Raw genomic sequence first — 25259 nt, forward strand, 5'->3', positions numbered from 1 at the left:
CAAAAAGCCTCCGCACTTACCAAGGGTGTGGGGGCTTTTGCATGGTAGAGCAAGCCGTATCGTTATTCATCCTGGGGTAGCGCCGCCTTCCGAGCCATCACCCGGCTCAGGATGGGGCGCAGCACGAAGTACAGAGCCACCCCCACCGGTACGGCTACCACGGCCCATACCGCTAACCCGCCTACGATGGCCTGCCAGAGCAGACGCACGGCACCCATACCATCGTGGGCAAATAAGTAGCGGAGCTTCTCTAACGACAACTGTGGCTCAGCACTGCCCCCCCACAGGCGGGCACCCAACTGCATTAATGGAATAATCAGCAGCAGCTGCACCGGGCTCCACAGGTGCGCAATTAGCAGAGTGGCCGCCACATTCAGGCGCAGCCGCACGGCGGTAGCCGTGGCGAGCAGGGTAGTAATCCCTAGCACGGGTACTACTCCAAACGCCGAGCCAAGCACAATAGTGAGAGCCAGCTGGTGCGGGGTTAGCCCTTGGCGCAGCAGGCCCCGCAGTGGGTCAACTATCCGGCGGCGGAACCAGTTGGGCGAGGGTGCAGAAACGGGCGGGGGCACGGGCGGTTGAGACACGGAAGCAGGAAAGTAAGGGCAAGGGTAGCCAGTATACCGGTGCGGGGTAGTACCTTCGTAACGCCCCGGTGCTGCACCGCAGGTAGTACGTGCCCCCGATGACAAAAGTACACGAGTCGGCCCACCCCCGCCGCACCGTCTGGACGGAATTGCTAATTCTTCTGCGCCGCGCGGCCCGCGAGTTTGGGGCCAATGACCCGCTACGGCTGGGGGCGGCTACGGCGTTCTTCACCACGTTTGCGCTGCCTCCCATCGTCATCATTTTCGTGCAGGTGCTGGGGGTACTCTATACCCAAACGGCGGTGCGCGGGCGGCTGCTTACCAAGCTTTCTGACTTGCTGGGCGCTCCGGCAGCGGGTTTGGTAGAGCAGATTTTGCAAAATGTGACCAATGTGCAGCGTAGCCGCTTGGTTACCTGGCTGGGCTTTGTGTTCCTGCTCTTTATTGCCACCACGCTGTTTGGGGTCATTCAAAATTCTCTGAACCAACTCTGGCAGATTCGGCCCCGGCGCAGCACCGGCCGCTTTGCCAAGCTGCTGAAGGAACGTACTCGTTCCTTGGGGGTACTGCTAGCCACGGCGGTTCTGTCCATGTTTGCCTTTCTCTCGGACGCCGCTCTGGCTTTCCTGGCCGACTACGTGCGCGACTTTGATGCGACGTTTGGCTTTTACTTGTTTCGTGTCATCAACCAAATCATGTCGTTGCTGATTCTGGCTGCCTGGTTTGGGGTTACGTTTCGCAACCTTAGTAGTGCTAAGGTACCCCGCCCTGCCGTGCTACGCGGGGCCCTCCTCACGGCCGTGCTAATCGATTTGGGTGAAAACGTGCTGGGGCTTCTGCTGGTACCCCGCAACCTGGGGCCTATTTACGGTCCGGCTTCCAGCATTGTACTAGTGCTGCTGTTTGTATTTTACTCGGCCATGATTTTCTACTTCGGTGCCTGCTTTACCAAAGCCTATGCACACTTTGTGGGCATGGACATCCGGCCCAAGAAATCAGCAGTACGCTACCGGCTGGTTGATATTGAAGAAGAGCACTAGGGGCTGGGCCGCGCACAACGCTTTACGATACCACTACTGGCCCTGCATAAACGGCGGCTCCGTGCGGAGCGGGCGCTACTACAGCTACCTCCTACGGGCGCGGCGTGGTCTGCTCCCACATTACCGCTACCTTTGTAGGAAATACACCGCGTTATGACTTCGACTGCTGTTACCTTCACCTCTCTGGGCCTGGCCCCTGAACTCCTGCAAGCCCTGGATGAGCTGCAATTTGCCGCTCCTACCCCCGTGCAAGAGCAGGTAATCCCAATGGCACTGGCCGGACAGGATGTGGTAGGTCAGGCACCCACTGGCTCGGGCAAAACGGCCGCCTATGGCCTGTCCGTGCTGCACCAAGTGGACGTGAAGCTCGATGCCATGCAGATTCTGGTACTGGTACCAGCCCGCGAACTAGCCCTGCAGGTGCGCGACGCCCTCAAGAAGCTAGGCAAATTCCTACCCAACCTGCGCGTGGCAGCTTTCTATGGTGGTCACGCCTTCCGCGACGAGGCGGCCTCTCTCCAGCAGGCTCCTCACATTGTAGTGGCCACTCCCGGCCGCTTGCTCGACCACTTTGAGCGCCGCACCATCATTCCCAATCAGCTAAAAGTGTTGATTTTGGACGAGGCAGATAAGCTGTTGGAATTGGGCTTTCAGGACGAGTTGGTTGAAATTGTAAAGCGCCTGCCCCGTCGTCGCCAAACACTGCTCTTTTCGGCTACGATGTCAGACAAAGTGGTGGAACTGATACGGAAAAACCTGACTCGCCCCCGCGTGGTTAACGCTGGCGAAGATACCGATGAGCTACCCGAAAACCTGACGCTGTTGGGCCACACGGGCCCGGTGGAGAAGAAACCCGCCGCGTTGCTTCACATCCTGCAGAAGCCTGAAACTGGCCGCGCCCTTATTTTCTGCAACACGCGGGAGCGGTGTACCGAACTGGCCCGCTTCCTGCAGGGCCGCGGAGTAGCCGCCGAAGTGCTGCACGGCAAAATGCCCCAGCCAGAGCGCGACAAATCTCTTATGAAGCTGCGCAACGGCTCTAGCCAAGTACTAGTAGCCACCGACGTAGCCGCGCGCGGCATCGACGTAACGGAACTCGATACGGTGGTGCAATACGATGTACCTGACAAAGCTGATGCTTTTCAGCACCGGGCCGGCCGCACCGCCCGCGCCGGGGCCGAAGGTACTGCCCACATCCTAGCCACGGAGAAAGAGCAGGCGCTAGTGAAGAAGTGGCCCGTGGCAGCGGGCATTCAGTGGAAGGCGATGCACGCCCCCAAGCTTCCTCCCGCCGCGCCCAAGGCTCCTCGCCCCGAGAACGTAACCCTACACGTATCGGCAGGACGCAAGGACAAGGTCAGCGCCCACGATTTGGTGGGTACGTTTGTGGCCCACGGCGGCTTAGAGCGCGAGGCCGTTGGTCACATTGAGGTATTCGACCACTACAGCTACGTAGCCGTACCGCGCCCTCAGGCTCAAGAAGTGGCCCAGCGTGTAACAGGAGCCAAAATTAAGGGTCGCAAGGTGCGCGTGTCCTTGGTAGAATAGAGGTGCTCTGTGCACCACTGCTATAAGCAGCCGGTTGTGTGGCACCTGTCATTGGCGGGGCTACTCAGTCGGCTGCTTAGCATTTACCCCTAGTAATACTTATGCAATCTACCCAGCAACTTCTGTTCATCTGTAGCCAGAACCGCTGGCGCAGTCTCACGGCCGAGCGCCTGTTCGACGGCCATGCCCACTACGTAGCCCGCTCGGCAGGTACAGAGCCTGGAGCACGGGTGCGCGTTACGGCGGGCCATTTAGGCTGGGCCGATGTCGTATTTGTAATGGAGCGCAAGCATGCCGACATCTTGCGGCAAAAGTATGGCTCGGAGCTAGCCGGTAAGGCTGTGGTTACGTTGCGGATTCCCGATAAATTTCAATTTCTTGATCATGTCTTAGTAGAATTGCTACGGGAAAGGCTACGAGAACATCTGCCTTTGCTTTAGAGGCATCGTCCTGCCAGTAGTAGGCACTTGGTTCTGGTGCTACAGCCAATTGGTTTCTAACTCTGTACTTAGCCAAAAACCGTATATTTAGTTCTTATTCTAAGTTCTCCGCCGTTGCAAGTTGCCCGGGACCATTCTTCTGAGCTAGACTGGCTGCACCGCCTTAAACAAGACGATAGCCGGGCATTCGATGCCCTTTTTCGGCAGTACAGCAGCCGGGTGTATCGCTTTGCCTACGGCTACTTAAAGTCGGGCCCGGAGGCGGAGGAGATTGTACAGGAGTGTTTCCTGAAAATCTGGGAAAAGCGCTATGACCTGCGTGAGGACGTACCCCTGAAAGGCTACCTGTTTACGGTGGCTCACCATGCCATTCTGAACCAGTTGCGCCACGCTCGGCACCAGCTAGTATACCAGGAGTATGCAATGCTGGCAGGTCGCCCTACTGCCCAAGGCACGGAAACCGACGTGGCCTTTGCTGAGTTGGAAACGCTGTACCTATCGGCGCTAGATAAGCTACCGCCTAAGCGGCGGCACATTTTCACGCTCAGTCGGCAGCAGGGACTTTCGTACGCAGAAATAGCCCAGGAGCTAAACATCTCAGTAAAGACGGTAGAGACCCAAATGGCCCAGGCCTTACATTTCCTGCGCCAGTATTTCCAGACCCACGGCACGCTCTTAGTTGTAGTTCCCCTACTTCTTTTGGTACTCTGACGAAGTAGTAACCTCTTGCTCACCTGGACTACGTCTAGTTTATTGGCGTTTCCTGAAATCCACCGGTGAGAGCAGACCAGCAAGCTAAGATAGGCCGTTAGTAATTGCTCACCGCAAAAATATTTTGCTTTTAAAAGGGCTCTAGGCACACGCCAGAGCCCTTTTTCCATTTTTCCGCCACTTTTTTTCATTCCCCAATCAGGGTAGCCGGCGAGTAGAGTGTATTACTCACCAGCTGCTCTACTCAGCCCACTGTTCATGTCGCTGCCTGCTATTGATAAAAACACGTTTACTCGCTACCTAAACAACGAAGTAACTCCCGCAGAAGCTGCGGCGGTACAGAGTTGGCTCCTGACGCCTGCTAATCAGTTGGTGGCAGAATACTGGATGCGCGAACACTGGGATACGCTGGACCACGCTCCCGCACCCACAGCCCTACCAGAACCCAACTATGAAGCCCTGTTACAACGCCTGCATCAGCAGTTGGGCTTCGAGGACGAAGAAGCTTCAGCCGAGCCGCTTCGTGGTGGTTTCCGGTGGCGCAACTGGGCTGCTGCCGCAGCTACGGTGGCTACATTAGCGGGTGGCGCTCTGTGGTGGCAGCAGGCCCACCTTTCTCCTGCTCCGGCGGCTGAATACGCAACCCCCTACGGCCAGACCCGCACCATACACTTACCTGATGGCTCGGTGGTGACCTTAAACGCGCACTCTACAATGCGTTATACTGCCCCATCATCGCAGGAACAGCCGCGGGAGGTATGGCTGGATGGAGAGGCCTATTTCTCCGTGCAGCACCAGCCTAACAACCAACGGTTTATTGTGCATACTTCGGCCGGCCTGCAGGTGGAAGTGCTAGGCACCAAGTTTACGGTGTACCGCCGCCACGAGCAGGCGCGCGTGGTACTCCTCTCGGGCAAGGTGCGGGTAGACTTTGCTGACCAGCGGCCCGACGTGCTAATGAAACCGGGCGAACTGGTAGAAACCTACGATGCCACCCCCACCAAGCTAGTGCACAAACCCGTGCAGCCCGACACCTACTCGGCCTGGAAAGACGACCGGCTGGTGCTGAACGAGACCACCATGGAGGAGCTAGCCACCCGCCTCCACGATACTTATGGCCTGGAAGTAGAGGTTGCCACACCCGAGTTGCGCCAGCGCCGCATGACGGGCACGGTGCCCGTGGCAGACCTTACAATTCTACTAGCTGCGCTAGAAGAAACCTTCCACTTGAAAGCTGAGCGCCAAGAAAACCGCCTGATCCTTTCTGCTTCACCAACCCGCTAGCTGGTTTCCCACCGTGCTACCCCCGGGTTTCACACTTTTTCCCACCAACCCTAACCATGGACAACACCCCTACCCGTTTGGGCGGCGGCTTGGCTTGCACTACGGCCCTATCGGCTGCAGTGCTCCTGCTGCCGGCACCTGCTGCTTCCGCACAACTCCTAGCCGTCAATGCCGTCGCTCATCAGTCTACCACTACCTCCCCAGTAGAATCGGTACTGCTGAAAGACTTACTGGGCCGCTGGGAAGCCGAATACGGCGTAACTATCTTCTATGAAAGCGACCTAGTAGGTAGCAAACGCGTGCTGCCCCAAACGGGCGCGGCGCTGCTCGATCAGAAGCTCACGCAAGTATTGCCCCAGGCAGAGTTAACGTTCAAGAAGCTGCGCCCAAACTATTACGTGCTAATGGGGCAGGCTACCGCTAGTCCGCGGGCCGCAGCCGGCACCCAAGCCCTGGCCGACGTTACCGTTTCGGGCCGCGTAACCTCGGGTGGCGAAGGCCTGCCGGGCGTAACGGTAGTAGTGAAGGGCACCACCATTGGTACGTCTACGGCGGGTGATGGCACCTTCTACCTCAATGTACCAGAGGGCAGCACGCTCGTGTTCAGCTCCATCGGCTTCCAAAGCCGCGAGGTTCCCGTCACAGGCGCAACAAGTGGCCTAACTGTTAACCTGGAGACGGATGCTAAAGCGCTCAGTGAAGTAGTCGTTGTAGGCTACGGCACCTTATCTCGCCAGGAGGTAACTACCTCAGTAGCTTCGGTAAAGTCAGAACAAATTGAGCGGCAGAGAGTAGCTGGCTTTGACCAAGCTCTACAGGGCCAGGCAACTGGTGTTCAGGTAGTTGCTCCTTCCGGTGCTCCCGGTGCAGGTATCAACATTCAAATCCGTGGCAACAGCTCCATTACAGGTGGCAACTCGCCTCTCTACGTCATTGATGGCGTACCTGTACTGCCCACCTACGACCGAGAGCTGAGTGTAGGCAACCAGAAGCCTAACCCCCTCAATGCTCTTAACCCAGCCGATATTGAGTCGATTGATATCCTAAAGGATGGTGCTGCTGCTGCTATTTATGGGGTCCGGGCAGCAAATGGCGTAGTAGTTATCACCACGAAGCGAGGCCGTACGGGCAAGCCTCAAGTGGGTTTCAATGCCTACTACGGAGTTCAGCAGATTCGAAAGAAACTGGACGTGCTGAACGCGCGCCAGTTTGCAGAATACTATAATGAGTCGCAAATCAACGGAGGCGCTGCTCCTGGCTATCCTGACCTAAATGATCTGCCCCCGTACGATACGAATTGGCAGGACGAAGTGTACCGCTCAGCTGCTATTCAGAACTACCAGTTGAACATCAGTGGCGGCACCGACAAAACTCATTACTATGTGGGAGGCGGCTACTTCAAGCAGGATGGCATCATCCAAAACTCGGGCTTTGACCGCTTTAACTTCAAACTAAACTTTGATCAGCAGGCAGGCACCAAGTTGAGAGTTGGTACCAATGTGAATATGAGCCGCACCAACACCAACGGTAGCGTGCGTAGCGAACTGGGCCTTGGTAACTCCGGCACAGTACTTGGCACACTGGCTCAGATTCCAACTATTCCGGTGCGGGATGCCAATGGTGCGTATGGTCTCAACCCATTCTCACTGTCCGACAACCCCGTTGGCAACCTGCTGGAAACCAGTAACAAGGCGCTTATCTACCAAGTGATTGGCAACTTGTATGGCGAATATGATATTCTCAAGAACCTAAAATTCAGGTCATCGTTAGGCCTCGATTTCCGCACGCAGCTGGAAAACGAGTTTATTACCCGCGACTACCCCGGCACTTCCCGCGCAGATGCTTCTACACGCGGAAGCGGCCGCACTGGTACCACTCAGCAGGCCATTTGGCTCTGGGAAAATACCGTGACCTACAACCCCTCACTAGGGGATAGACACAACCTACAATTACTGGCGGGACAGTCGGTGCAAGAGTCCAACCGTTTCGCCTCGAACGCCTCCGTACGCGGATACGCATCGAACGCAGTTCCTTACCTATCGGGCGGCACGGAGCGTTTGGGCACGAGCAGCTACGAGGAAGAATGGGGTCTGACTAGCCTCTTTGCCCGAGCTATCTACAATTTCGACGAGCGTTACTTAGCCACGCTGAGCGTGCGTAGAGATGGTACTAGCCGCTTTGCCGATCATTTCGGGTACTTCCCGGCCGTAGCGTTGGGCTGGCGCATCTCCAAGGAGAGCTTCTTCCCTCAATCTGGTCCAGTTTCAGACTTGAAACTGAGAGGCAGCTTCGGTATCAACGGCAACCAGGAGTTAGGGTACACCTACCAAACGTTTAGCTCCTACAGTGTAGGGTCTAACTACACGGGTAGCGCCGGCACAATTCAGGGGGGTATTCGTCCTGACCGCATTGGTAACCGTGATTTGAAGTGGGAAACGTCAAATCAATACAATGTGGGCGTTGACTTTGGCCTGTTCAACGACAGGCTAACACTCAGCATTGACGCTTACCGCAAGCGCTCCAATGATCTGCTGCTGAGCGTACCCCTCCCGCAGAGCACAGGTGCACAAGTGCTCGATATCATTCAGAACGTTGGGTCGGTAGAAAATAAAGGTCTTGAGTTTGCGCTCAATACGGTCAACGTAGAAGGGCAGAATGGCGGATTCTCATGGAATACCAATCTAAACCTGTCCATGAACCGCAATAAGGTGCTGGACCTAGGCACGCTCGCTAATGATCAAAACCAGCAGGTTTCGCGCACTATTATCAATGGTAGCAGCATAACCCAGGTAGGACAACCACTAGGGGTATTTTACGGTCATAAGGTGCAGGGAATTTTTCAGTCTGCGGATGAAATTGCAGCTGCTCCTGCGCAACCCGGCAACCCTCAGCCCGGCGACATTCGCTTCGTGGATGTGAATGGTGACAACAAGATCAACAACGATGACCGCACCATCATCGGCAATCCGAACCCAAAGGCTCAAGGGGGCGTCACCAACACCTTTGCTTTTAAGGGCATAGACCTGAGTGTGTTCTTCCAAGGCAGCTTTGGCAACGACATTTATAACGCCAACCGTCAGGCGCTGGAGTCGCTCACTGGTCCAGTAAACCAACTCACTACAGTGCTGGACCGCTGGACGCCGACCAACACTAATACGGACATTCCACGGGCTGTATTTAACGACCCTAATGGCAACGGACGCCTTTCTTCGCGCTGGATTGAAGATGGCAGCTATGTTCGCCTTAAAAACGTGACACTGGGTTATACACTACCCACAAGCCTAATTAATAAAGTGCGTGTTAGCAGCCTCCGCATCTACGTAAGCGGCCAGAATCTAATCACCTGGACCGACTACACTGGCTACGACCCAGAAGTAAGTGCTGACCCCTTCTCTTCCACTGGCTTCGGCCGTGATTTTGGCGTGTATCCTCAGTCCCGCACCTACACCATTGGCTTAAACGCTTCTTTCTAAGCCGAGCCTCTCTCATCCCATGAAAAAGATACTCATCCCCGTTTTTGCTCTTGCTCTGCTGAGCAGCTGCGACGTACTTGATAAACAACCGCTTCCTACTATTGCGCCCGAAAACTTCTTTCAGAGCGCCGATGATGCGGAGGCAGCCCTTACTGCAGCGTATGATGCTCTGCAAGCCACTGGCCTTTACAGCCAAGACCTAATTACTGTGGGCGAGATGCCCTCCGATAACTGCACTAGCACCAACGGCGACGTAACCACACTGGACCGCATTAACTGGACGCCTACGACGAGCCAAGTAGGCAACATCTGGCGCGACTCCTACCTGGGTATCAACCGGGCGAATGCCATTCTTAAGTACGTCCCAAACGTATCAATGCCAACCGAGCGTAAAAACCAGATTCTGGGGGAGGCTTATTTTCTACGCTCTCTGCACTATTACAACCTGGTAAGACTTTACGGTGCCGTACCGCTTCGCTTAGCCCCAACTGAAACTGGTGATCCATCGGTTATTGCCCTACCGCGCACTTCATCCGAAGCGGTGTACGCCCAGATTGTTGCTGATCTGAACACTGCCGATGGTTTAGCTCCTGCATCTAACCCCAATCGCATCACGAAAGGGGCGGTAAATGCTCTGCTAACCAAGGTACACCTGACGCAACGGCAGTGGGGAGAAGCCGTAACGGCTGCCAATAAGGTAATCAACAGTGGTACATATTCGTTGTTGCCTAGCTTCAAAGGTCTTTTCCCGGCCGAGAATAAGGCACCTGAGACTATTCTGGAAGTGCAGAACCAAGGCAATGCTGACGGCAACAACATTCTGCCTGACCTGATCTTGCCCTCGCCTCCGGCTACCTACTCCTTTCCTAAGTTCAATATTCCTACCGCGGAGCTACTCCAGTATGCCGATACGTCGTCGTTCTTAGCGGGTGGTGGGCGTAAACTCAATGCCGACAAACGTTGGACGTTAGTAGGTCGTACCAATGCCGGTCGGGACTATGCCAGCTTTGTATACAGCACTAACAGCAACGCAAACGACAATGGCCCCTTTGTATACAAGTGGCCCGGCGCTCCAAATGCGTTTAACAGCCCCGATAATACCTACATTTTGCGGTATGCCGACGTACTGTTGATGTATGCAGAAGCTGCTAACGAGCAAAGCGGTCCTTCAGCTGATGTATTAGCAAAGCTAAACTTAATCCGTACCCGTGCCGGACTAGAAGCACTTACAACTACATCGCCGCAATACGCTAGTAAGAAGGCAATGCGCGATGAGATTGACCGCCAGCGTCGTTTGGAGCTAGCATTTGAAGGAGAGCGTTGGTATGACCTGCTCCGCTATGCCCGCCATAACCAAGCCGAACCCGGTGCTCACGCAGTAACTGCCCTGAACCTAATTCAACAGAATCTAAATCGGAGCGACGTTAACTACTTGCTGTTTCCTTTACCGCAAGCAGAAATTAACAACAACGCACAACTACAGCAAAACCCAGGCTACTAGACGGCCTACAGTACCGGCTTCCGGCTCCGAGCCATCGAAGCCGGAAGCCGGTACTGTAGAGTACTTGAGCAGTTAAGGCGCAATTTTTCATTGTTTCTTATCTGCTTACCACATAGTGAGTGCACACTTATAGCGCTAACCCACCCTTTCAAAACCGCTGGTTGCACGTGTGCTGTAGGCGTATAAATAGGTAAAATCAGCCTATAAACCGTGTTTTTACCGTTTGTTTTCTCTGTAGATGGGCGAATATATTTGGTGCGCTAGTCCTAGCGACCTGCCCAAGCTGTACTATAATTCAGCCTGCTGACGGGCGAAAACATTGTCTGGCTTAAGAGATAGTTTCTACTCGCAGGTGCTACTACTTCTCACCCTCATCACGAAGTAGCAGTGACGTAGTCTTACCTCATCCGTTTCGCTAGACTGGTGAGGCACCCCGGGGCCGGTTTGCTAATAGGGGAGCGGGCCGGCCCTTCTGGGTTTCTGACGATCATGGCACCCATTTTTCCATTTCGTCACATTGTATCCCTCATTCCTTCCATTTCATGGCCGTTCCCATTTCTCAGTCTCCGCCTACTGCTTCTGCCTCTAGCGTAGGTGGCGAAACCCCACGCTACACCTCCGCCCTAGCTTCGCTCACGGTCTTGTTCTTCATGATGGGCTTTATCACCTGTTTGAACGACATCCTGATACCGTACTTGAAAGCCATTTTCAACCTGAGCTATACCCAGGCCAACCTCATCAACCTCTGCTTTTTCGGGGCCTACTTCGTGATGGGTATTCCGGCGGGCAAGCTAGTGCAGCGCATTGGGTATAAAGGTGGCATGCTCGTGGGCTTTCTGGTAGCCGCGCTTGGCGCCTTTCTGTTTTACCCGGCTGCCGAGAGCCGCGCGTATAGCCTATTCCTGGGGGCGCTGTTTGTGTTGGCTACGGGCGTTGTGCTGCTGCAGGTAGCCGGCAACCCCTACGTGGCTATTCTGGGGCCCGCCAAATCGGCGCCGGCCCGTCTCACGCTTACTCAGGCCTTTAACTCCCTGGGTACTACAGTGGCGCCCCTACTGGGCTCGGCCCTGATTCTGTCTAATCTGCCCGACTTAGATACGCCGGCCTCCGCGGCAGCTATCGACGTGAAAGCCGTGCAGATTCCGTACCTCTGCATTGGGGCCGTGCTGATTGTGATTAGCATCCTGCTGGGCCTGCTCAAGCTACCCGTAATTGCGCACACTCAAAGCGAGGAAGACCCCAACCGCCGCGCCTGGCACTACCGCCACTTGGTATTCGGAGTGATTGGCATTTTCGCTTACGTGGGAGGTGAGGTAGCCATTGGCTCGCACATTGTGAGCTATTTGCACTTGCCGGATGTGATGGGCCTCTCCCCCAAGGTAGCCGGCGACAAGGTAGCCTACTACTGGGGCGGGGCCATGGTAGGACGCTTTCTGGGCGCTTACCTACTCAATAAGTTCAACCCGGGCCGACTGCTGGCTTTCAACTCCCTCGGAGCCGTTGTGCTGGTGCTGATTTCGGTAGTCTCCACCGGAGAAATAGCTATGTGGAGCCTGCTAGCCGTGGGGCTGATGAACTCTATCATGTTTGCGACCATCTTTACCCTGGCCGTTGCAGGCTTGGGTCGTCATACTGAAGAAGCATCGGGGCTGCTCAATGTAGGCATTGTGGGCGGTGCGCTTGTGCCCCTGCTTTTTGGGCTGGTGGCCGATGCTAGCACGCTCCGCTGGGCCTTTTTTCTACCGGTTTTATGCTACGCCTATATCATGTGGTACGGTCTGAAAGGCCATAAGCAAGCCGAAGCGTAAGCAGGTAGGCCCTGCTTCTTTTATAATTCACAACAAACTGACTCACAGCGGGCAGTACGCAGCATTAGGTGCGTACCGGCCCTTCCCTTGCTTTTCCTGTTGCTTCTCATGTCCTATCCTACTACTACTTGCGCCTTCGCATTGCTCCTGGCTCTGGGGGTAAGCGCTGGCTGCCAGCGGCTTCCCCAAGCTGGCTCTCCCTCCGCCCCGGCGAAGGGCACGGCTGCTTTCTGGCTTACCAACCCCGACAAGTCGGTGCTATTCCAAGCCCAAACAGCGCTGGCCTGGACTACGGCGGCTCCGGCTGCGGGCGCAGCTGTTATTGAAATAGATGAAAAGCAAGCCTTCCAGACCATCGATGGCTTCGGGTACTGCCTGACTGGCGGTAGTGCGGAGCTGCTGCACGCCATGGCACCGGAGGCTCGCCAAGCTATTCTGAAGGAGCTATTTGCTACCGATGGCAACAACATTGGCGTGAGCTACCTGCGCCTAAGCATTGGCGCTTCTGACTTGGATGCTACGGTGTTCAGCTACGATGACTTACCTGCCGGGCAGACCGACCCGACGCTAGCCAAGTTCAGCCTGGCGCCCGATCAGGCGCACTTAATCCCGGTGCTTAAGGAAATCTTGGCCATCAATCCCAATATCAAAATCCTGGGCTCCCCCTGGTCGCCGCCTACTTGGATGAAAACCAACGGGAACTCCAAAGGCGGCTCGCTAAAGCCAGAGTTTTACGATGCCTACGCGCGCTACTTTGTGAAGTACATTGAGGGCATGAAGGCGGCGGGCATCCGCATTGACGCCATTACAGTGCAGAACGAGCCCCTCCACCCTGGCAACAACCCGAGCCTGCTTATGCTGCCGGAGCAGCAGGCCGAGTTTGTGAAGAAAAACTTGGGGCCCACCTTTAAAGCGGCAAAGCTGGACACGAAGATTATCGTGTACGACCACAACGCCGACCGCCCGGACTACCCCCTCACCATCCTCAACGACCCCGAAGCCAAGCAGTACGTGGATGGCTCGGCTTTCCACCTATACGCTGGACCTATTGACGCCCTGAGCAAGGTGCATGATGCTCACCCCGACAAGAACGTGTACTTCACGGAGCAGTGGGTAGGCTCGAAAAGCAAGTTTGAGGAGAACTTCCCCTGGCACGTCCGCACCCTGCTGATCGGGGCTACCCGCAACTGGGCCCGCACCGTGCTGGAGTGGAACCTGGCCGCCGACCCCCAGCAAAACCCGCACACGCCGGGCGGCTGCACTGAGTGCCGCGGCGCTATTACTATAGACGGCAACCAGGTAACCCGGGAAGACGCCTACTACATCATTGCCCATGCGGCCAAGTTTGTGCGGCCAGGCTCGGTGCGCATTGCCTCTACCACCTCCGAGGATCTGCCCAACGTGGCCTTTAAGACGCCTAGCGGGCAGAAGGTAGTGGTGGTGCAAAACAACGCCAAAGCCCCCCAAACCTTCAACCTGCGCTACCAAGGCAAAACGCTCAGCACCACGCTCAACCCTGGTGCTGCCGGCACCTACGTGTGGTAGCACGTTGCTATCCGCCGCCTACTCCTGACCTAGTAGGCGGCGGGTTTCTCTAACCTGAATACCTCCTTTCTCTCCGCTACTAGCAAGAGCAAGGAGCCGCGCCCTACGCGGAGCCACCTACTCCGCTTCTTACTGACTTTCCGGCTCCCAAGGCCTGTTAGTGCTTGTTTTTTATCACAACCAAAACCCCACCACCATGAACACCACTACCTTATCGCCCACCCCCGCCAGAAGGCGGCACTGGCTGCGTTTCCTGCCCCTGCTAGCAGTTGGCTTAGGCCTGGCCGAATCGGGCGCCGCCCAAAGCTTTTTGCGCGCCGACGGCACTCGCATTGTAAACGCCAGCAACCAGGAGGTTATCCTGAATGGCATGAACCTGGGCAACTGGGCCGTGCAGGAAGGCTACATGATGAAAGTAGGCTGGCCCGGCCTCGACGGCAAGCAAACCCAGGGCAAGGTGAAAAAGACGCTCTACAACGCGGGCATGAGCGACGCGGCCGTTGAAACCTTCTATCAGAACTACCGGGACAACTTTATCACCAAGCCCGACATCGACTACATTGCCTCCAAGGGCTTTAACTGCGTGCGCCTGCCCCTACACTACGAGCTGTTTCTGACGCCCGCGCAGCGGGCCGTGCGCAACAGCGTGATGCGCGGCACCGTTTCCTACGACTCCTACGTGAGCCAGCTCACCAGCTGGTACAATGCCAATCAGCTTTTCACCGACCCCAACAACATGGCGGCGCTGCGCATGATTGACAACACCCTGGCGTGGGCCCAGGCCAACAATATGTACGTGGTGCTGGACATGCACGCCGTGCCCGGCTCCCAAGGCACTGACGCCAACATTGCCGACCAGATTGTGGCCAATGACCTCTGGAACCGCCAGATCAACCAGGACGTGCTTAACCGGCTGTGGTCGTTTATCTCGAACCGGTACAAGAACGACGCCCGGGTAGCCATGTACGACTTGATTAACGAGCCGAATAACTACCCCAGCAACCAGAAGATTCACGACGTATTTCAGCGCCTGATTACGACCATCCGGAATCAGGGCGACAACCACCTGATTTTGGTGGAAGGCAACGGCTGGGGCAACGACTACAACTATATGGAGCCGTTTACCTTCTCCAACCGCACCAACTTGGTGTACAACTCGCACCGCTACAGCGGCACGGGCTACGAGATGGACAATGGGGTGAACTCCACCGGCGGCGGCCCCAACGACCTGCGCTTTATTGGCAACCTGCGCAACTTCCGCACTACCCATAACGTGCCCATCTGGATTGGAGAAACTGGCGAAAACTCCGACACCTGGATGCGCGACGCGGCTAAAAACCTCAACTCCGTGGGCATTGGCTGGTGCCACTGGACCTACAAGCGCTTCGAGGACCGCAGCAACCCGGCCTTTATGCACATCAACCCGCCCTACGTGGTAGATGGCCCTGCTGGCCTGAACCAGGTGCTGACTAACATTCAGTTTGCCAACTGCGTGCCCAACACCACCGTGGCGGCCGTGTCGCCCAACCAGAACGGCATCGTCAACTACCCCGGCGGCGGCAACTACAATGGCACTGCCGCTACGCCGAGCGGGCCCGCCATTGGTCGCATTTACGAAATCAGCTCCAAAAACGGGGGCAAGGCTCTGGAAGTGTCGAACAACTCCCAGGTGAACGGCGGCCGGGTACAGCAGTGGGGTTGGGTAGGCGCGGCCAGCCAGAAGTGGAAGCTGGTCGACGCTGGCGGGGGCTACGTGCGCATTGTAAACCTGAACAGCAACAAGAGCCTGGATATTGCCGGCCCCAGCACCGCCGACGGCGCCTTGGCCCACCAGTGGGATTGGTTGAGCCAGGATAGCCAATACTGGCAGATCATTGGCAATGGGGATGGTACGTACCGCATCATCAACAAGTACAGTGGCAAGGCCCTTGATGTGCAGAACAACTCTACCGCCGACGGCGCGGCCGTACACCAATGGACCTACGGGGGCGGCGACAATCAGCGCTGGTGGTTCTCCGACCAGGGGGCGGCTCGGGTTGCGCTGGCCGCTGCCGGCTCGGTGGCCGATGGGCGCCTGCAAGTGTACCCTACCGTGGCAGCTACTAACCTGAACGTTCAGTACACAGCCACGGCTGGGCAGCAGCTCAACCTGCGCCTGGTGGACTTGGCTGGCCGCGTGGTAAGCAACCAGCCCAACCGGGCGGTGACGTTGGGTGAAAACCGCCTTACCCTACCCGTAACCGGGCTGCGGGCCGGTGTGTATCTGCTGCAAGTGGATACCGCTGAGGGCATGTTGGTACGCCGCGTAGTAATTGCTCAGTAATGTTGAACCTGCCGGCTCCGGAAATTCCGGAGCCGGTTTTTCGCTTTGCCTATTGTCCTACCTCTACTTACTCTTCCCAAACCCCGCACTATTTCCTAGCTAATCCCGCGCCGCTGAATTTCCACATTACTTCCCTGCGACAGCCTCCCTCCCACAGTATTGCCTGCTACTAACATGAACTTCTCTTCCCTACCCCTTCCCGCGTTTGTAGCCTTAGCGCTGCTAGCGGCGCCGGCCCGCGCTACGGTGCGGTTGCCGCGGCTGGTAAGCTCGCACATGGTATTGCAGCGCAACGTGAAGCTACCGCTGTGGGGCTGGGCGGCTCCTGGCGAGGCGGTGCGCATAACGTTCCGGGGGAGCAAAGTTCAGACGAAAGCGGGTGCCGACGGGCGCTGGACGCTCTCCTTACCGGCGCAGCAGGCCGGCGGCCCTTTTGTGCTGGAAGTGCAGGGCACCAATACGATTCGGCTAACCGATGTGCTAGTGGGCGACGTGTGGCTAGCCTCAGGCCAGTCGAACATGGAGTGGCCCTTGCGCGATGCCGCCCGCGGCCCCGAAGAAACGGCCGCCGCTAGCTACCCTACCCTCCGTTTATTTGCAGTGCCCAACCGGGCTGAACACCTTCCCCAGGCAGAGCTAGCCGGGGGCGAGTGGCAAGTGTGTACGCCCCAGTCGGCAGCAGGCTTTTCCGCCGTGGCCTACTTCTTCGGGCGCGATGTGCAGCAGCAATACAAGGTGCCGGTAGGGCTGATTGCGGCGGAATGGGGCGGCACCGTGGCCGAAGCCTGGACCAGCGCCGAAGCCCTGCGCCAGCTACCCGACTTTCGGGCTCCTCTAGCATTGCTCAGCGCCCAAACCAGCTCATTTGCCGATCAGGAAGCGGCCTATGCCACCCGCCTGCGGGAGTGGCAGCAGAGCCCCGCTGGCCAAGACCATGGCTTGCTGCCGGGCCAACCTACCTGGGCCGACGCGGCCACCTCCACGGCTACTTGGAGCACTATGCAGCTGCCCGGCTTGTGGGAAGGCCAAACGCCCGAGCTGCGTGACTTTGACGGTATCGTGTGGCTCCGGCGCGAGATTATGCTTCCTCCTACGGCCGCCAACCAGCCCCTCACGCTTAGCCTCGGGCAGGTAGACGACCAGGACAGTACGTTCTTCAACGGCGTAGTCGTGGGAGGTACCCGGGGCTACGACAAGCTGCGCCGCTATACCGTGCCCGCCAGCCTGGTGCGGGCCGGCCGCAACGTAGTGGCAGTGCGCGTGACGGACAACGGCGGTGGTGGCGGCATCTGGGGCAAGGCAGCAGATATGTCGGCTATGGTGGCGGGCCAAGCGGTGCCGCTGGCGGGAGCGTGGTACTACCGGCCGGCTTTCGACCCGGCCGCCCGGCCGCGGGCTCCATATCCTGGCGGGGTGCAGAACACGCCTACAGCATTGTTCAATGGCATGATTGCGCCCCTCATTCCTTTTGCCTTGAAAGGCGTGCTTTGGTACCAGGGGGAAAGCAACGCCGACCGTGCTACGCAGTACCGCACCTTGTTTCCCGCCCTAATACAGGACTGGCGCGCACGTTGGCAGCAGGGCCCCCTGCCGTTCCTGTTTGTGCAACTGGCGGGCTACATGTACGACGAGGCTCAGCCGGCTACTACCGCCTGGGCGGAGCTCCGTGAGGCGCAACGCTTCACTAGCCTCTCCGTTCCGAAAACCGGCATGGCCGTAGCCCTCGACCTGGGCAATGCCGACGACATCCACCCGCGTAATAAGCTGGATGTGGGGCACCGCCTAGCCCTGGTTGCCCGCCGGGTGGCTTATGGCGAAACCGCCGTCGTAGCCTCGGGGCCTACTTTCGAAAAGCTTACTACTACCGGCAACCGCCTTACCCTCACCTTCGGCAATACAGGCCGCGGGCTGGTGCTGAAACCGGGCGCTACGCCCTCCTTTGCCGTGGCCGGCCCCGACCGGCACTTTGTGTGGGCCCGGGCGGAGGTAAGCGGCACTACCATTGTTCTGCAGGCCGATGGGGTACCAAACCCGGTGGCCGTGCGCTACGCCTGGGGCAACAACCGCCCCGCTACCCTCTACAACCAAGAGGGCCTTCCTGCTTCGCCCTTCCGCTCCGATATCTGGCCGCGCTAGCTCCCCGGCTTCTACCCTTCTCGTTCCGCTGCTTTATCCTTCCCCATACTATGAAATTCTCTGGTAATCTTTCCCGTGCAATCCTGAGCACGCTGCTGGGCAGCAGCCTACTGGTAGGGTGCGGGGGCAGCGACGGTGGCTCCGACCCCACTCCTACCCCTCCCTTACCCCCAACCCCAGGGCCTACTGCGGCCTCCCAAATGGCGCTGTGGCTCACGGCTCCCTCCGACGCATCGACGCGCTTCTTCAAGTCTCCGCAGGCCCTCAATTTTGGCTCCGCGGCGGGTCAGAACCCAACTATTGCCGTAGACACTACCCAAACCTATCAGACTATTGATGGCTTTGGTTACACCCTCACGGGTGGTAGCGCCCAGCTGCTCAATCAGATGAGTGCGCCGACGCGGGCAGCCTTGCTCAAAGAGTTATTCGCTACCGACGGAAGCAACATTGGCACCAGCTACCTACGCGTCAGCATCGGCGCCTCCGACTTGGACGCCAGAGTGTTTACCTACGACGATGCCGCACAGCCCGACCCGACCCTGGCGCAGTTTAGCATTGCCCCGGACCGCGTCAACCTGATTCCGGTGCTCAAGGAAATCTTGGCTATCAATCCCAACATCAAAATCCTGGGCTCCCCCTGGACGGCGCCTACCTGGATGAAAACCAACAACAGCTACATTGGGGGCTCTCTGAAGGCGGAATATTACCCAGTGTACGCCCAATATTTCGTGAAATACCTGCAGGCCATGCAAGCCGAGGGCATCCAATTGGATGCGGTGACCCTGCAAAATGAGCCTCTGCACGGTGGTAACGAGCCCAGCATGGTAATGACGGCTGCCGAACAGGCGACCTTCATCCGCGACTTTGTGGGGCCTGCTTTCCGCACCGCCGGGCTAGCCACCAAAATCATCCTCTACGACCATAACCTCGACCATCCCGAATACCCGCTTACGATCCTGCGCGACCCCGAGGCTAGCCAGTACGTGGATGGTTCGGCTTTCCACCTCTACGACGGCACCATCTCTACCATGAGCCAGGTGCGCAATGCCTTCCCGAGTAAGAACGTGTACTTCACGGAGCAGTGGGTAGATGGCCGCAGCAACAATTTCGCTGGCGACTTTGGCTGGCACGTGAACAACCTCATCATTGGCGCGACGCGCAACTGGAGCAAAAATGTACTGGAGTGGAACCTAGCCTCCGACCATAATTTTGGGCCTCACACGCCCGGTGGATGCTCTACCTGCCTGGGCGCCGTGACCATCAATGGCAATACGGTGACGCGCAACGTTGCTTACTACACGGTAGCCCACGCGGCCAAGTTTGTGCGGCCCGGCTCGGTGCGCATTGCCACCAACGTGCCTGGCAGCTTGCAAAACGTAGCCTTTAAGAACCCTGACGGCAAAAAAGTACTCATCGTGCTCAATACTGGCGCGGCCTCCCAAACGTTCGACATTGGATACCGCGGCAAAGCTGTAACTACCACGCTGGCCGGGGGCTCCACGGGCACCTACGTGTGGTAGCTACTCTGCCTCTCCTTGACCTTGCTTGTGGCAGGAAGTAGGCATAGGCTCATCCACTTTGTACCTCCTACTGCGCTGCACCTACAGCCCTACCAGCTAGCCCCTGCCCTTGCGCCTACAGCGGGGCTACTGGCTTCCTGCATCCCCTTCTGAATACTCAACAACTGAATAGCATGCAAAAAACCTTTATTGCCGCGCTGGTGGCCTCTTGTGTTAGCACCCCGGTTTCCGCCCAGAAAGCCACTACGGCTGCCAAAGCGTACTCGGCCACGGGCAAGCAAGTGCAGGTGTACACCACCGCCGACAACTCCCAGCTACGCCTTGCCGCCACCGACAAGCTGAGTTTCAAAGAAGTGGGCCAGCCTTTAGAAACCCAGCCTACGGTGTTTGTAGACCCCACGCACACCTTCCAAACCATTGTGGGTATTGGCGGCGCCCTCACCGATGCCTCGGCCGAAACCTTTGCCAAGCTGCCCAAGGCCCAGCAGCAGGAGTTTATGCAGGCTTACTTTAGTCCTACCGCCGGTATTGGCTACACCCTGGGACGCACCAACATCAACAGCTGCGACTTCTCTACCGACACCTACACCTACGTAGCGGATGGCGACAAGGAACTCAAAACCTTCAGCATTAAGCACGACGAGAAGTATAAAATGCCCTTCATCAAGCAGGCGACGGCGGCGGCCGGCGGCAAGCTGACGATGTACGTGAGCCCCTGGAGCCCCCCGGCCTGGATGAAGGACACCAAAAACATGCTGCAGGGCGGCAAGCTGCTGCCCGAGTTCCGCCAGAGCTGGGCCAACTACTACGTGAAATTTATCAATGCCTACGAGAAGGCCGGCATCCCCATCTGGGGCCTCACGGTGCAGAATGAGCCTATGGCCAAGCAAAAGTGGGAGTCCTGCATTTTCACTGCCGAAGAGGAGCGCGACTTTGTGAAGGGCTACCTCGGGCCCACCCTCAAAAAAGGGGGCCTCAGCGACAAAAAGCTGATTGGCTGGGACCACAACCGCGACCTGATGTTTCAGCGCGCCGCCACTCTCTTCGATGACCCCGAGGCTAGCCAGTACTTTTGGGGCCTGGGCTACCACTGGTACGAAACCTGGACTGGCAGCGGCATGCAGTTCGACAACCTGCGCCGCGTGCACGAAACCTACCCCGGCAAAAACCTGGTGTTCACGGAAGGCTGCGTGGAGAACTTCAAGTTTGATAACATAGGGGATTGGAAGCTGGGCGAGCGGTACGGAAACTCCCTCATCAGTGACTTTAATGCGGGCACCGTGGCCTGGACGGATTGGAACATTCTGCTGGACGAAACCGGCGGCCCCAACCACGTCGGCAACTTCTGCTACGCCCCCGTCATTGGTGATACCCGCAGTGGCAAGCTCATCTACACCAACATCTATTACTATATCGGCCACTTCTCGAAGTTTGTGCGCCCCGGCGCCAAGCGCATTGCCACGGCCTCCAGCCGCGACGTACTGCAAACCACCGCCTTCCTCAACACGGACGGCAAAGTAGCCGTGGTAGTCATGAACCAAACCGATAAAGAGCAGCCCTTTCAGCTCTGGATGAAAGGCCAAGCCGCCCAAACCACGAGCCGCCCCCACTCTATCATGACAATGGTAGTAAACTAAGCCGTTTCCTTCGTTAGCCAACGATTAAATAACCGTCATGCTGCACCTGTTGAAATATGCTTCCCTCTCTCATTTTTTCCGAGAACGAAGCGTACTTCAACAAGCGTAGCATGACGTTGTTTTTGGCGGCCCGACCGAACACATAACCTTGCTTCTCGATGCGTATTCTAGCTTCTCTACTGCTCGTACTAGCGCTGCTGTGGCGCCTGCCGGCCACGGCCCAGGCACCTGCCAGCGGGCGCGTGGTAGTCACGTACCTTGACTCGAAACTGCTGCGCGACAACCTCGGCGGTGAGAACCCACGGCGCCGGGTGAGCGTGTACCTGCCGGCCGGCTACGATGCCAACGCCGGCCAGCGCTACCCAGTGCTGTACTATCTCCATGGCTTCAGTTGGAGCGACAGTCTGCTGTTCCACGCCGACGGCCTCGGCACCCTCTTGGACCAAGCTATTGCCGAGGGCCAAATCCGCCCCCTGATTGTGGTGGCACCCAACGAGCAAACTTTGTTCCAGGGCAGCTTCTACACCAACTCTGCTACCAATGGCCCCTGGGCCGACTTCACCGCCAAAGAGTTGGTGAGCTTTGTGGATAAGAACTTCCGTACCCTGGCCCGGCCCAGCAGCCGTGGGCTGGCCGGCCACTCCATGGGCGGCAATGGCACCTTGCGGTTGGCGATGGAGTACCCGGGCGCCTATGCCGCTGCCTACGCTCTGAGTCCTGGGTTTGTAGCGCCTCATCCCGAATGGATGGCCGCCCGAACCAGCGACTTGGCAAGCCGCGCTACCTCCCGTGCCGCCCTCAAAAACGATTTCAACGCTATCCGCATCGTGGCTACAGCCCGCGCTTTTTCACCTGCCCCGGGCAAGGGTGCTTTCGGCGCGGCCCTGCCTCGCTTTTTTGGTCCCGATAGCCTGGCTCGCCGCGACGCTGTGCTGGCGCAATGGGGTGCAGCCTCGCCCCTGGCCCTGTTGCCCACGCACTTAGCCAGCCTGCGCCTACTGCGCGGCTTGGCCTTCGACTGGGGCGAACAGGACCAGTTCCGCCATATCCCAGCGGCCTGCCGCATGCTCGATGTGCAGCTTTCCGCCTACGGCATTCCACATTCGGCCGAGAGCTACGAGGGCAACCACGGCAGCCGCATCATGGGCCGCGACGGCCGGATTTACCAGAAACTACTGCCGTTCTTCAACCAGCATCTACAGTTCTAGCCACAGTCCTAGGTGTAAAACACGAGGCCCCGGGAGCAACAACGTTGTCGCTCCCAGGGCCTCGTGTTTTGTGGTTGTCAGTTGTCAAGCGGTTATGGCACCTTCATTGTCAACTAGTCCGTAGGCCCTACCGGCCGCCGGGCGGGCAGTTTTCCTTCAGGAATTTGGTGAAGGTAGCAGCCAGGTGGCGGCTGGTACCCTCGCCTTCGGAAATGCTGTGCGAGCGGTTGGGGTAGGACATCAGCTGGAACACTTTATTATTGCGTACCAGCTCGTTAATCATCTGTTCGGCATTGTTGTAGTGCACGTTGTCGTCGCCGGTACCATGAATGAGCAGCAGGTTGCCTCGCAGATTTTTGGCGTGCGCCAAGGGTGAGTTGTCTACGAAATAGTGCTTATCCTCGGGCACCAAGCCCATGTAGCGCTCCTGGTAGATGTTGTCGTAGTTGAGCTGGTTATCAACGGCCGCAATTGAGATACCGGTTTTGTAGATCTGCGGGTACTGAAACAGCAGGTTGAGCGTAGAGGAGCCACCACCGCTCCAGCCCCACACGGCCACGCGGCTGGTGTCTACGAAGCTGTTTTTCAGCACTTCTTTAGCACCCATGGCTTGGTCACGGATGTTGAGGCTGCCAATGTTGTGGTAGATGGCCTTGCGGAACTCACGCCCGCGCGGAGCCGGGGCACCGCGGTTTTCCAGGGAGGCGTAGATGTAGCCATCTTCGGCCATGCTACCCTGGTAGAGGCGGTTGGAGCCGGTGCCGAAGCGGTCCGTGACGGTTTGGCTGGCGGGCTCCCCGTACACGTAGAATACGATGGGGTATTTCTTGTTGGGGTCGAAGTTGGCAGGCTTCACCATCCAGCCGTCTAAGGTCACACCATCTACGGTTTTCACCTGGAAGAACTCAGGCGTGGGTAGCTTCAGGTTCTTGGCCTGCGCGGGCGTTTCGCCCCCGCTCAGGCGCTGATGATTCGGCAGGGCCACCACGTCCGACACGGGGTACACCGTGCTGCTGGAGTACGTGTGGAGGGCCAGCTTGCCGTTGGGTGAAATCTCATAGCTGTGTGAGCCCGGCAGGTTTTGGGGCGTCACGCGCTGGGCCGAGCCGCCTTTCAGGGCCACTTTGTACAGGTAAGTTTGAGTAGCATTGGTGGGGGAAGCCATGAAGTAGATGGTTCCCTCCTTCTCGTTAATAGACTCCAGACTGATAACGTCGAAGTTGCCCTTGGTAAGAAGCTTCTCCTTGCCTTTGCGGTCAATGGTATAGAGGTGGCGCCAGCCGTCTTTCTCGCTGCTCCACACAAAGCTCTTTCCCCCCTCTATCCAGTTCCAGCCCACGGCTTCCGCCTTGGCATCCACCCAGGCCTTGTCGGTGTCGGTATAGATAGGCTTTACGGCACCGGTAGCGGTAGTACAGAGCATAAGCTTGCTCTCGTTCTGGCGGCGGTTGAGTTGCTGCAGAATCAGTTCGCCGTTGCCGGCCCACTCCATGCGCGGAATGTAGTGCTGCACGGCGTCGCCGGGCACGTTCATCCAGCGGGTTTCCCCGCCCGCTACGGGTACCACGCCCACGCGGCAGCGGCTGGGGTCCTCGCCCACTACGGGGTACTCTACCGGAATGGTAAACGGATACAGTGCATCCGTGGTGTTCATCATGAGGTAGTTGCGCGTCTTGGTAGCGTCTAGCTGCCAATAGGCAATGCTCTGCCCGTCGGGGGCCCAGCGAAACCCGTCGCGGCAGTCCAGCTCTTCCTCATACACCCAGTCGAAGGTGCCGTTGATGAGGCGGTCTGTGCCGTCGGTAGTGAGGGCGGTGATGCGGTTATCGGCTAGGTTTTCTACGTAAAGGTTATGCTCGCTCACGTAGGCCACCTTGCTACCATCGGGCGAGAATTTGGCAAACATCAGCGACGACTCTGGGCGGCCCTTACCTAGCTGGGTGAGCTGCTTGCTGGCCAGGTTGTATACCCAGTAGTCGCCGCGGGTGTCGTAGCGCCACACTTTCTTGGTGTTGGTATTGAGCAGCACCTGACGGCCATCGTCGGAGAAGGTGAAGCGGCGCACTTTCAGCGGGGCGCTCTGTCCCTGGGGTGTGAGCTGCTGCTTGCTGATGAGGGTGAGCGACTTACTAGCGTCGCGCGCATCGAGCTGAACGATTTCGTCTTGCTGGACGCGCACGTAGCCGTTGCCGTCCTTGGTCCACTGGGTAGCATTGCCCTGCGCCAGCGTGAGAGTGGCCGAGCACAGCAAAAGCCCTGCTGCTACGCCCACATGGCGTACTGCGTGTTGTATCATGCGAACAAATGAGATTTAGGGCCTGAAATTAGCGTTTTCGCCGGGACCTTGCGGCATTTTGCATACCAAATTGGGCCCAAGCCCCGTGAACGCGCAAAGGGCCGGCCTGCCCCCCTAACAGGCAAACCGACCCTCCAATGAACCGGACTAGTGTAGTGCCGGCCCAGAAATAGCTACCCGAATAAGTTGCTTGGCTGGGCAT

General features: G+C 57.7%; 16 protein-coding genes. 14 read left to right on the top strand and 2 right to left on the bottom strand.

What is annotated here, in order from left to right; genetic code table 11:
* Positions 1 to 62 precede the first annotated feature (62 nt).
* Positions 63 to 587 (bottom strand): DUF2062 domain-containing protein, encoded by a 525-nt coding sequence (locus CHB83_RS10655; protein WP_161806860.1) that lies wholly within the window; start codon positions 585 to 587, stop codon positions 63 to 65.
* Positions 588 to 685: 98 nt separating this feature from the next.
* Between CHB83_RS10655 and CHB83_RS10660 the strand changes: the two genes are divergently transcribed.
* The 14 genes from CHB83_RS10660 to CHB83_RS10725 all read left to right on the top strand — a co-directional run bounded on the left by CHB83_RS10660 (position 686) and on the right by CHB83_RS10725 (position 22761).
* A complete protein-coding gene (locus CHB83_RS10660; protein WP_052695232.1) occupies positions 686 to 1627 on the top strand; it encodes a YihY/virulence factor BrkB family protein in 942 nt (313 codons plus the stop codon).
* Between the two features lie 153 nt (positions 1628 to 1780).
* Positions 1781 to 3175 (top strand): DEAD/DEAH box helicase, encoded by a 1395-nt coding sequence (locus CHB83_RS10665; RefSeq protein WP_045688711.1) that lies wholly within the window; start codon positions 1781 to 1783, stop codon positions 3173 to 3175.
* Between the two features lie 101 nt (positions 3176 to 3276).
* On the top strand, positions 3277 to 3615 hold the full coding sequence (locus CHB83_RS10670; RefSeq protein ID WP_045688712.1) for a low molecular weight protein tyrosine phosphatase family protein: 339 nt from the start codon (positions 3277 to 3279) through the stop codon (positions 3613 to 3615).
* 114 nt (positions 3616 to 3729) lie between these two features.
* A complete protein-coding gene (locus CHB83_RS10675; RefSeq protein WP_045688713.1) occupies positions 3730 to 4326 on the top strand; it encodes an RNA polymerase sigma-70 factor in 597 nt (198 codons plus the stop codon).
* A 258-nt stretch (positions 4327 to 4584) separates the two neighbouring features.
* A complete protein-coding gene (locus CHB83_RS10680) occupies positions 4585 to 5610 on the top strand; it encodes a FecR family protein (RefSeq protein ID WP_089332620.1) in 1026 nt (341 codons plus the stop codon).
* 56 nt (positions 5611 to 5666) lie between these two features.
* On the top strand, positions 5667 to 9083 hold the full coding sequence (locus CHB83_RS10685; protein WP_089332621.1) for a SusC/RagA family TonB-linked outer membrane protein: 3417 nt from the start codon (positions 5667 to 5669) through the stop codon (positions 9081 to 9083).
* 19 nt (positions 9084 to 9102) lie between these two features.
* Positions 9103 to 10584, top strand: a complete 1482-nt coding sequence (locus CHB83_RS10690) for a RagB/SusD family nutrient uptake outer membrane protein (RefSeq protein WP_045687455.1) — start codon at positions 9103 to 9105, stop codon at positions 10582 to 10584.
* 542 nt (positions 10585 to 11126) lie between these two features.
* Complete coding sequence (locus CHB83_RS10695) at positions 11127 to 12392, top strand: sugar MFS transporter (protein WP_045687454.1); 1266 nt, start codon at positions 11127 to 11129, stop codon at positions 12390 to 12392.
* A 108-nt stretch (positions 12393 to 12500) separates the two neighbouring features.
* Positions 12501 to 13937 carry a glycoside hydrolase family 30 protein gene (locus CHB83_RS10700; RefSeq protein WP_089332622.1) on the top strand — a complete coding sequence of 479 codons (1437 nt, stop codon included), beginning with the start codon at positions 12501 to 12503 and terminating at the stop codon, positions 13935 to 13937.
* Between the two features lie 196 nt (positions 13938 to 14133).
* A complete protein-coding gene (locus CHB83_RS10705) occupies positions 14134 to 16260 on the top strand; it encodes an RICIN domain-containing protein (protein ID WP_089332623.1) in 2127 nt (708 codons plus the stop codon).
* A gap of 174 nt (positions 16261 to 16434) precedes the next feature.
* Positions 16435 to 18396: a sialate O-acetylesterase gene (locus CHB83_RS10710; protein WP_089332624.1), complete on the top strand. Its 1962-nt coding sequence runs from the start codon at positions 16435 to 16437 to the stop codon at positions 18394 to 18396.
* 50 nt (positions 18397 to 18446) lie between these two features.
* Positions 18447 to 19916 carry a glycoside hydrolase family 30 protein gene (locus CHB83_RS10715; protein ID WP_089332625.1) on the top strand — a complete coding sequence of 490 codons (1470 nt, stop codon included), beginning with the start codon at positions 18447 to 18449 and terminating at the stop codon, positions 19914 to 19916.
* A gap of 173 nt (positions 19917 to 20089) precedes the next feature.
* Positions 20090 to 21553, top strand: coding sequence for a glycoside hydrolase family 30 protein (locus tag CHB83_RS10720; RefSeq protein ID WP_089332626.1), 1464 nt, complete (start codon positions 20090 to 20092; stop codon positions 21551 to 21553).
* Between the two features lie 158 nt (positions 21554 to 21711).
* Complete coding sequence (locus tag CHB83_RS10725) at positions 21712 to 22761, top strand: alpha/beta hydrolase (protein ID WP_089332627.1); 1050 nt, start codon at positions 21712 to 21714, stop codon at positions 22759 to 22761.
* 127 nt (positions 22762 to 22888) lie between these two features.
* Here the strand turns inward: CHB83_RS10725 and CHB83_RS10730 are convergent, their stop codons facing one another.
* Positions 22889 to 25057, bottom strand: coding sequence for a S9 family peptidase (locus CHB83_RS10730; protein ID WP_089332628.1), 2169 nt, complete (start codon positions 25055 to 25057; stop codon positions 22889 to 22891).
* Between the last annotated feature and the right edge of the window lie 202 nt (positions 25058 to 25259).

It is taken from the genome of Hymenobacter mucosus (assembly GCF_900188255.1).
Taxonomy (GTDB): domain Bacteria; phylum Bacteroidota; class Bacteroidia; order Cytophagales; family Hymenobacteraceae; genus Hymenobacter; species Hymenobacter mucosus.

Excerpts from the sequence above, each read along its gene's own strand:
- CHB83_RS10660 (WP_052695232.1), top strand. The coding sequence starts at position 686 with ATGACAAAAGTACACGAGTCGGCCCACCCCCGCCGCACCGTCTGGACG.
- CHB83_RS10695 (WP_045687454.1), top strand. The coding sequence starts at position 11,127 with ATGGCCGTTCCCATTTCTCAGTCTCCGCCTACTGCTTCTGCCTCTAGC.
- CHB83_RS10700 (WP_089332622.1), top strand. The coding sequence starts at position 12,501 with ATGTCCTATCCTACTACTACTTGCGCCTTCGCATTGCTCCTGGCTCTG.
- CHB83_RS10705 (WP_089332623.1), top strand. The coding sequence starts at position 14,134 with ATGAACACCACTACCTTATCGCCCACCCCCGCCAGAAGGCGGCACTGG.
- CHB83_RS10710 (WP_089332624.1), top strand. The coding sequence starts at position 16,435 with ATGAACTTCTCTTCCCTACCCCTTCCCGCGTTTGTAGCCTTAGCGCTG.
- CHB83_RS10690 (WP_045687455.1), top strand. The coding sequence starts at position 9,103 with ATGAAAAAGATACTCATCCCCGTTTTTGCTCTTGCTCTGCTGAGCAGC.
- CHB83_RS10720 (WP_089332626.1), top strand. The coding sequence starts at position 20,090 with ATGCAAAAAACCTTTATTGCCGCGCTGGTGGCCTCTTGTGTTAGCACC.
- CHB83_RS10665 (WP_045688711.1), top strand. The coding sequence starts at position 1,781 with ATGACTTCGACTGCTGTTACCTTCACCTCTCTGGGCCTGGCCCCTGAA.
- CHB83_RS10680 (WP_089332620.1), top strand. The coding sequence starts at position 4,585 with ATGTCGCTGCCTGCTATTGATAAAAACACGTTTACTCGCTACCTAAAC.
- CHB83_RS10685 (WP_089332621.1), top strand. The coding sequence starts at position 5,667 with ATGGACAACACCCCTACCCGTTTGGGCGGCGGCTTGGCTTGCACTACG.
- CHB83_RS10730 (WP_089332628.1), bottom strand. The coding sequence starts at position 25,057 with ATGATACAACACGCAGTACGCCATGTGGGCGTAGCAGCAGGGCTTTTG.
- CHB83_RS10715 (WP_089332625.1), top strand. The coding sequence starts at position 18,447 with ATGAAATTCTCTGGTAATCTTTCCCGTGCAATCCTGAGCACGCTGCTG.
- CHB83_RS10725 (WP_089332627.1), top strand. The coding sequence starts at position 21,712 with ATGCGTATTCTAGCTTCTCTACTGCTCGTACTAGCGCTGCTGTGGCGC.
- CHB83_RS10670 (WP_045688712.1), top strand. The coding sequence starts at position 3,277 with ATGCAATCTACCCAGCAACTTCTGTTCATCTGTAGCCAGAACCGCTGG.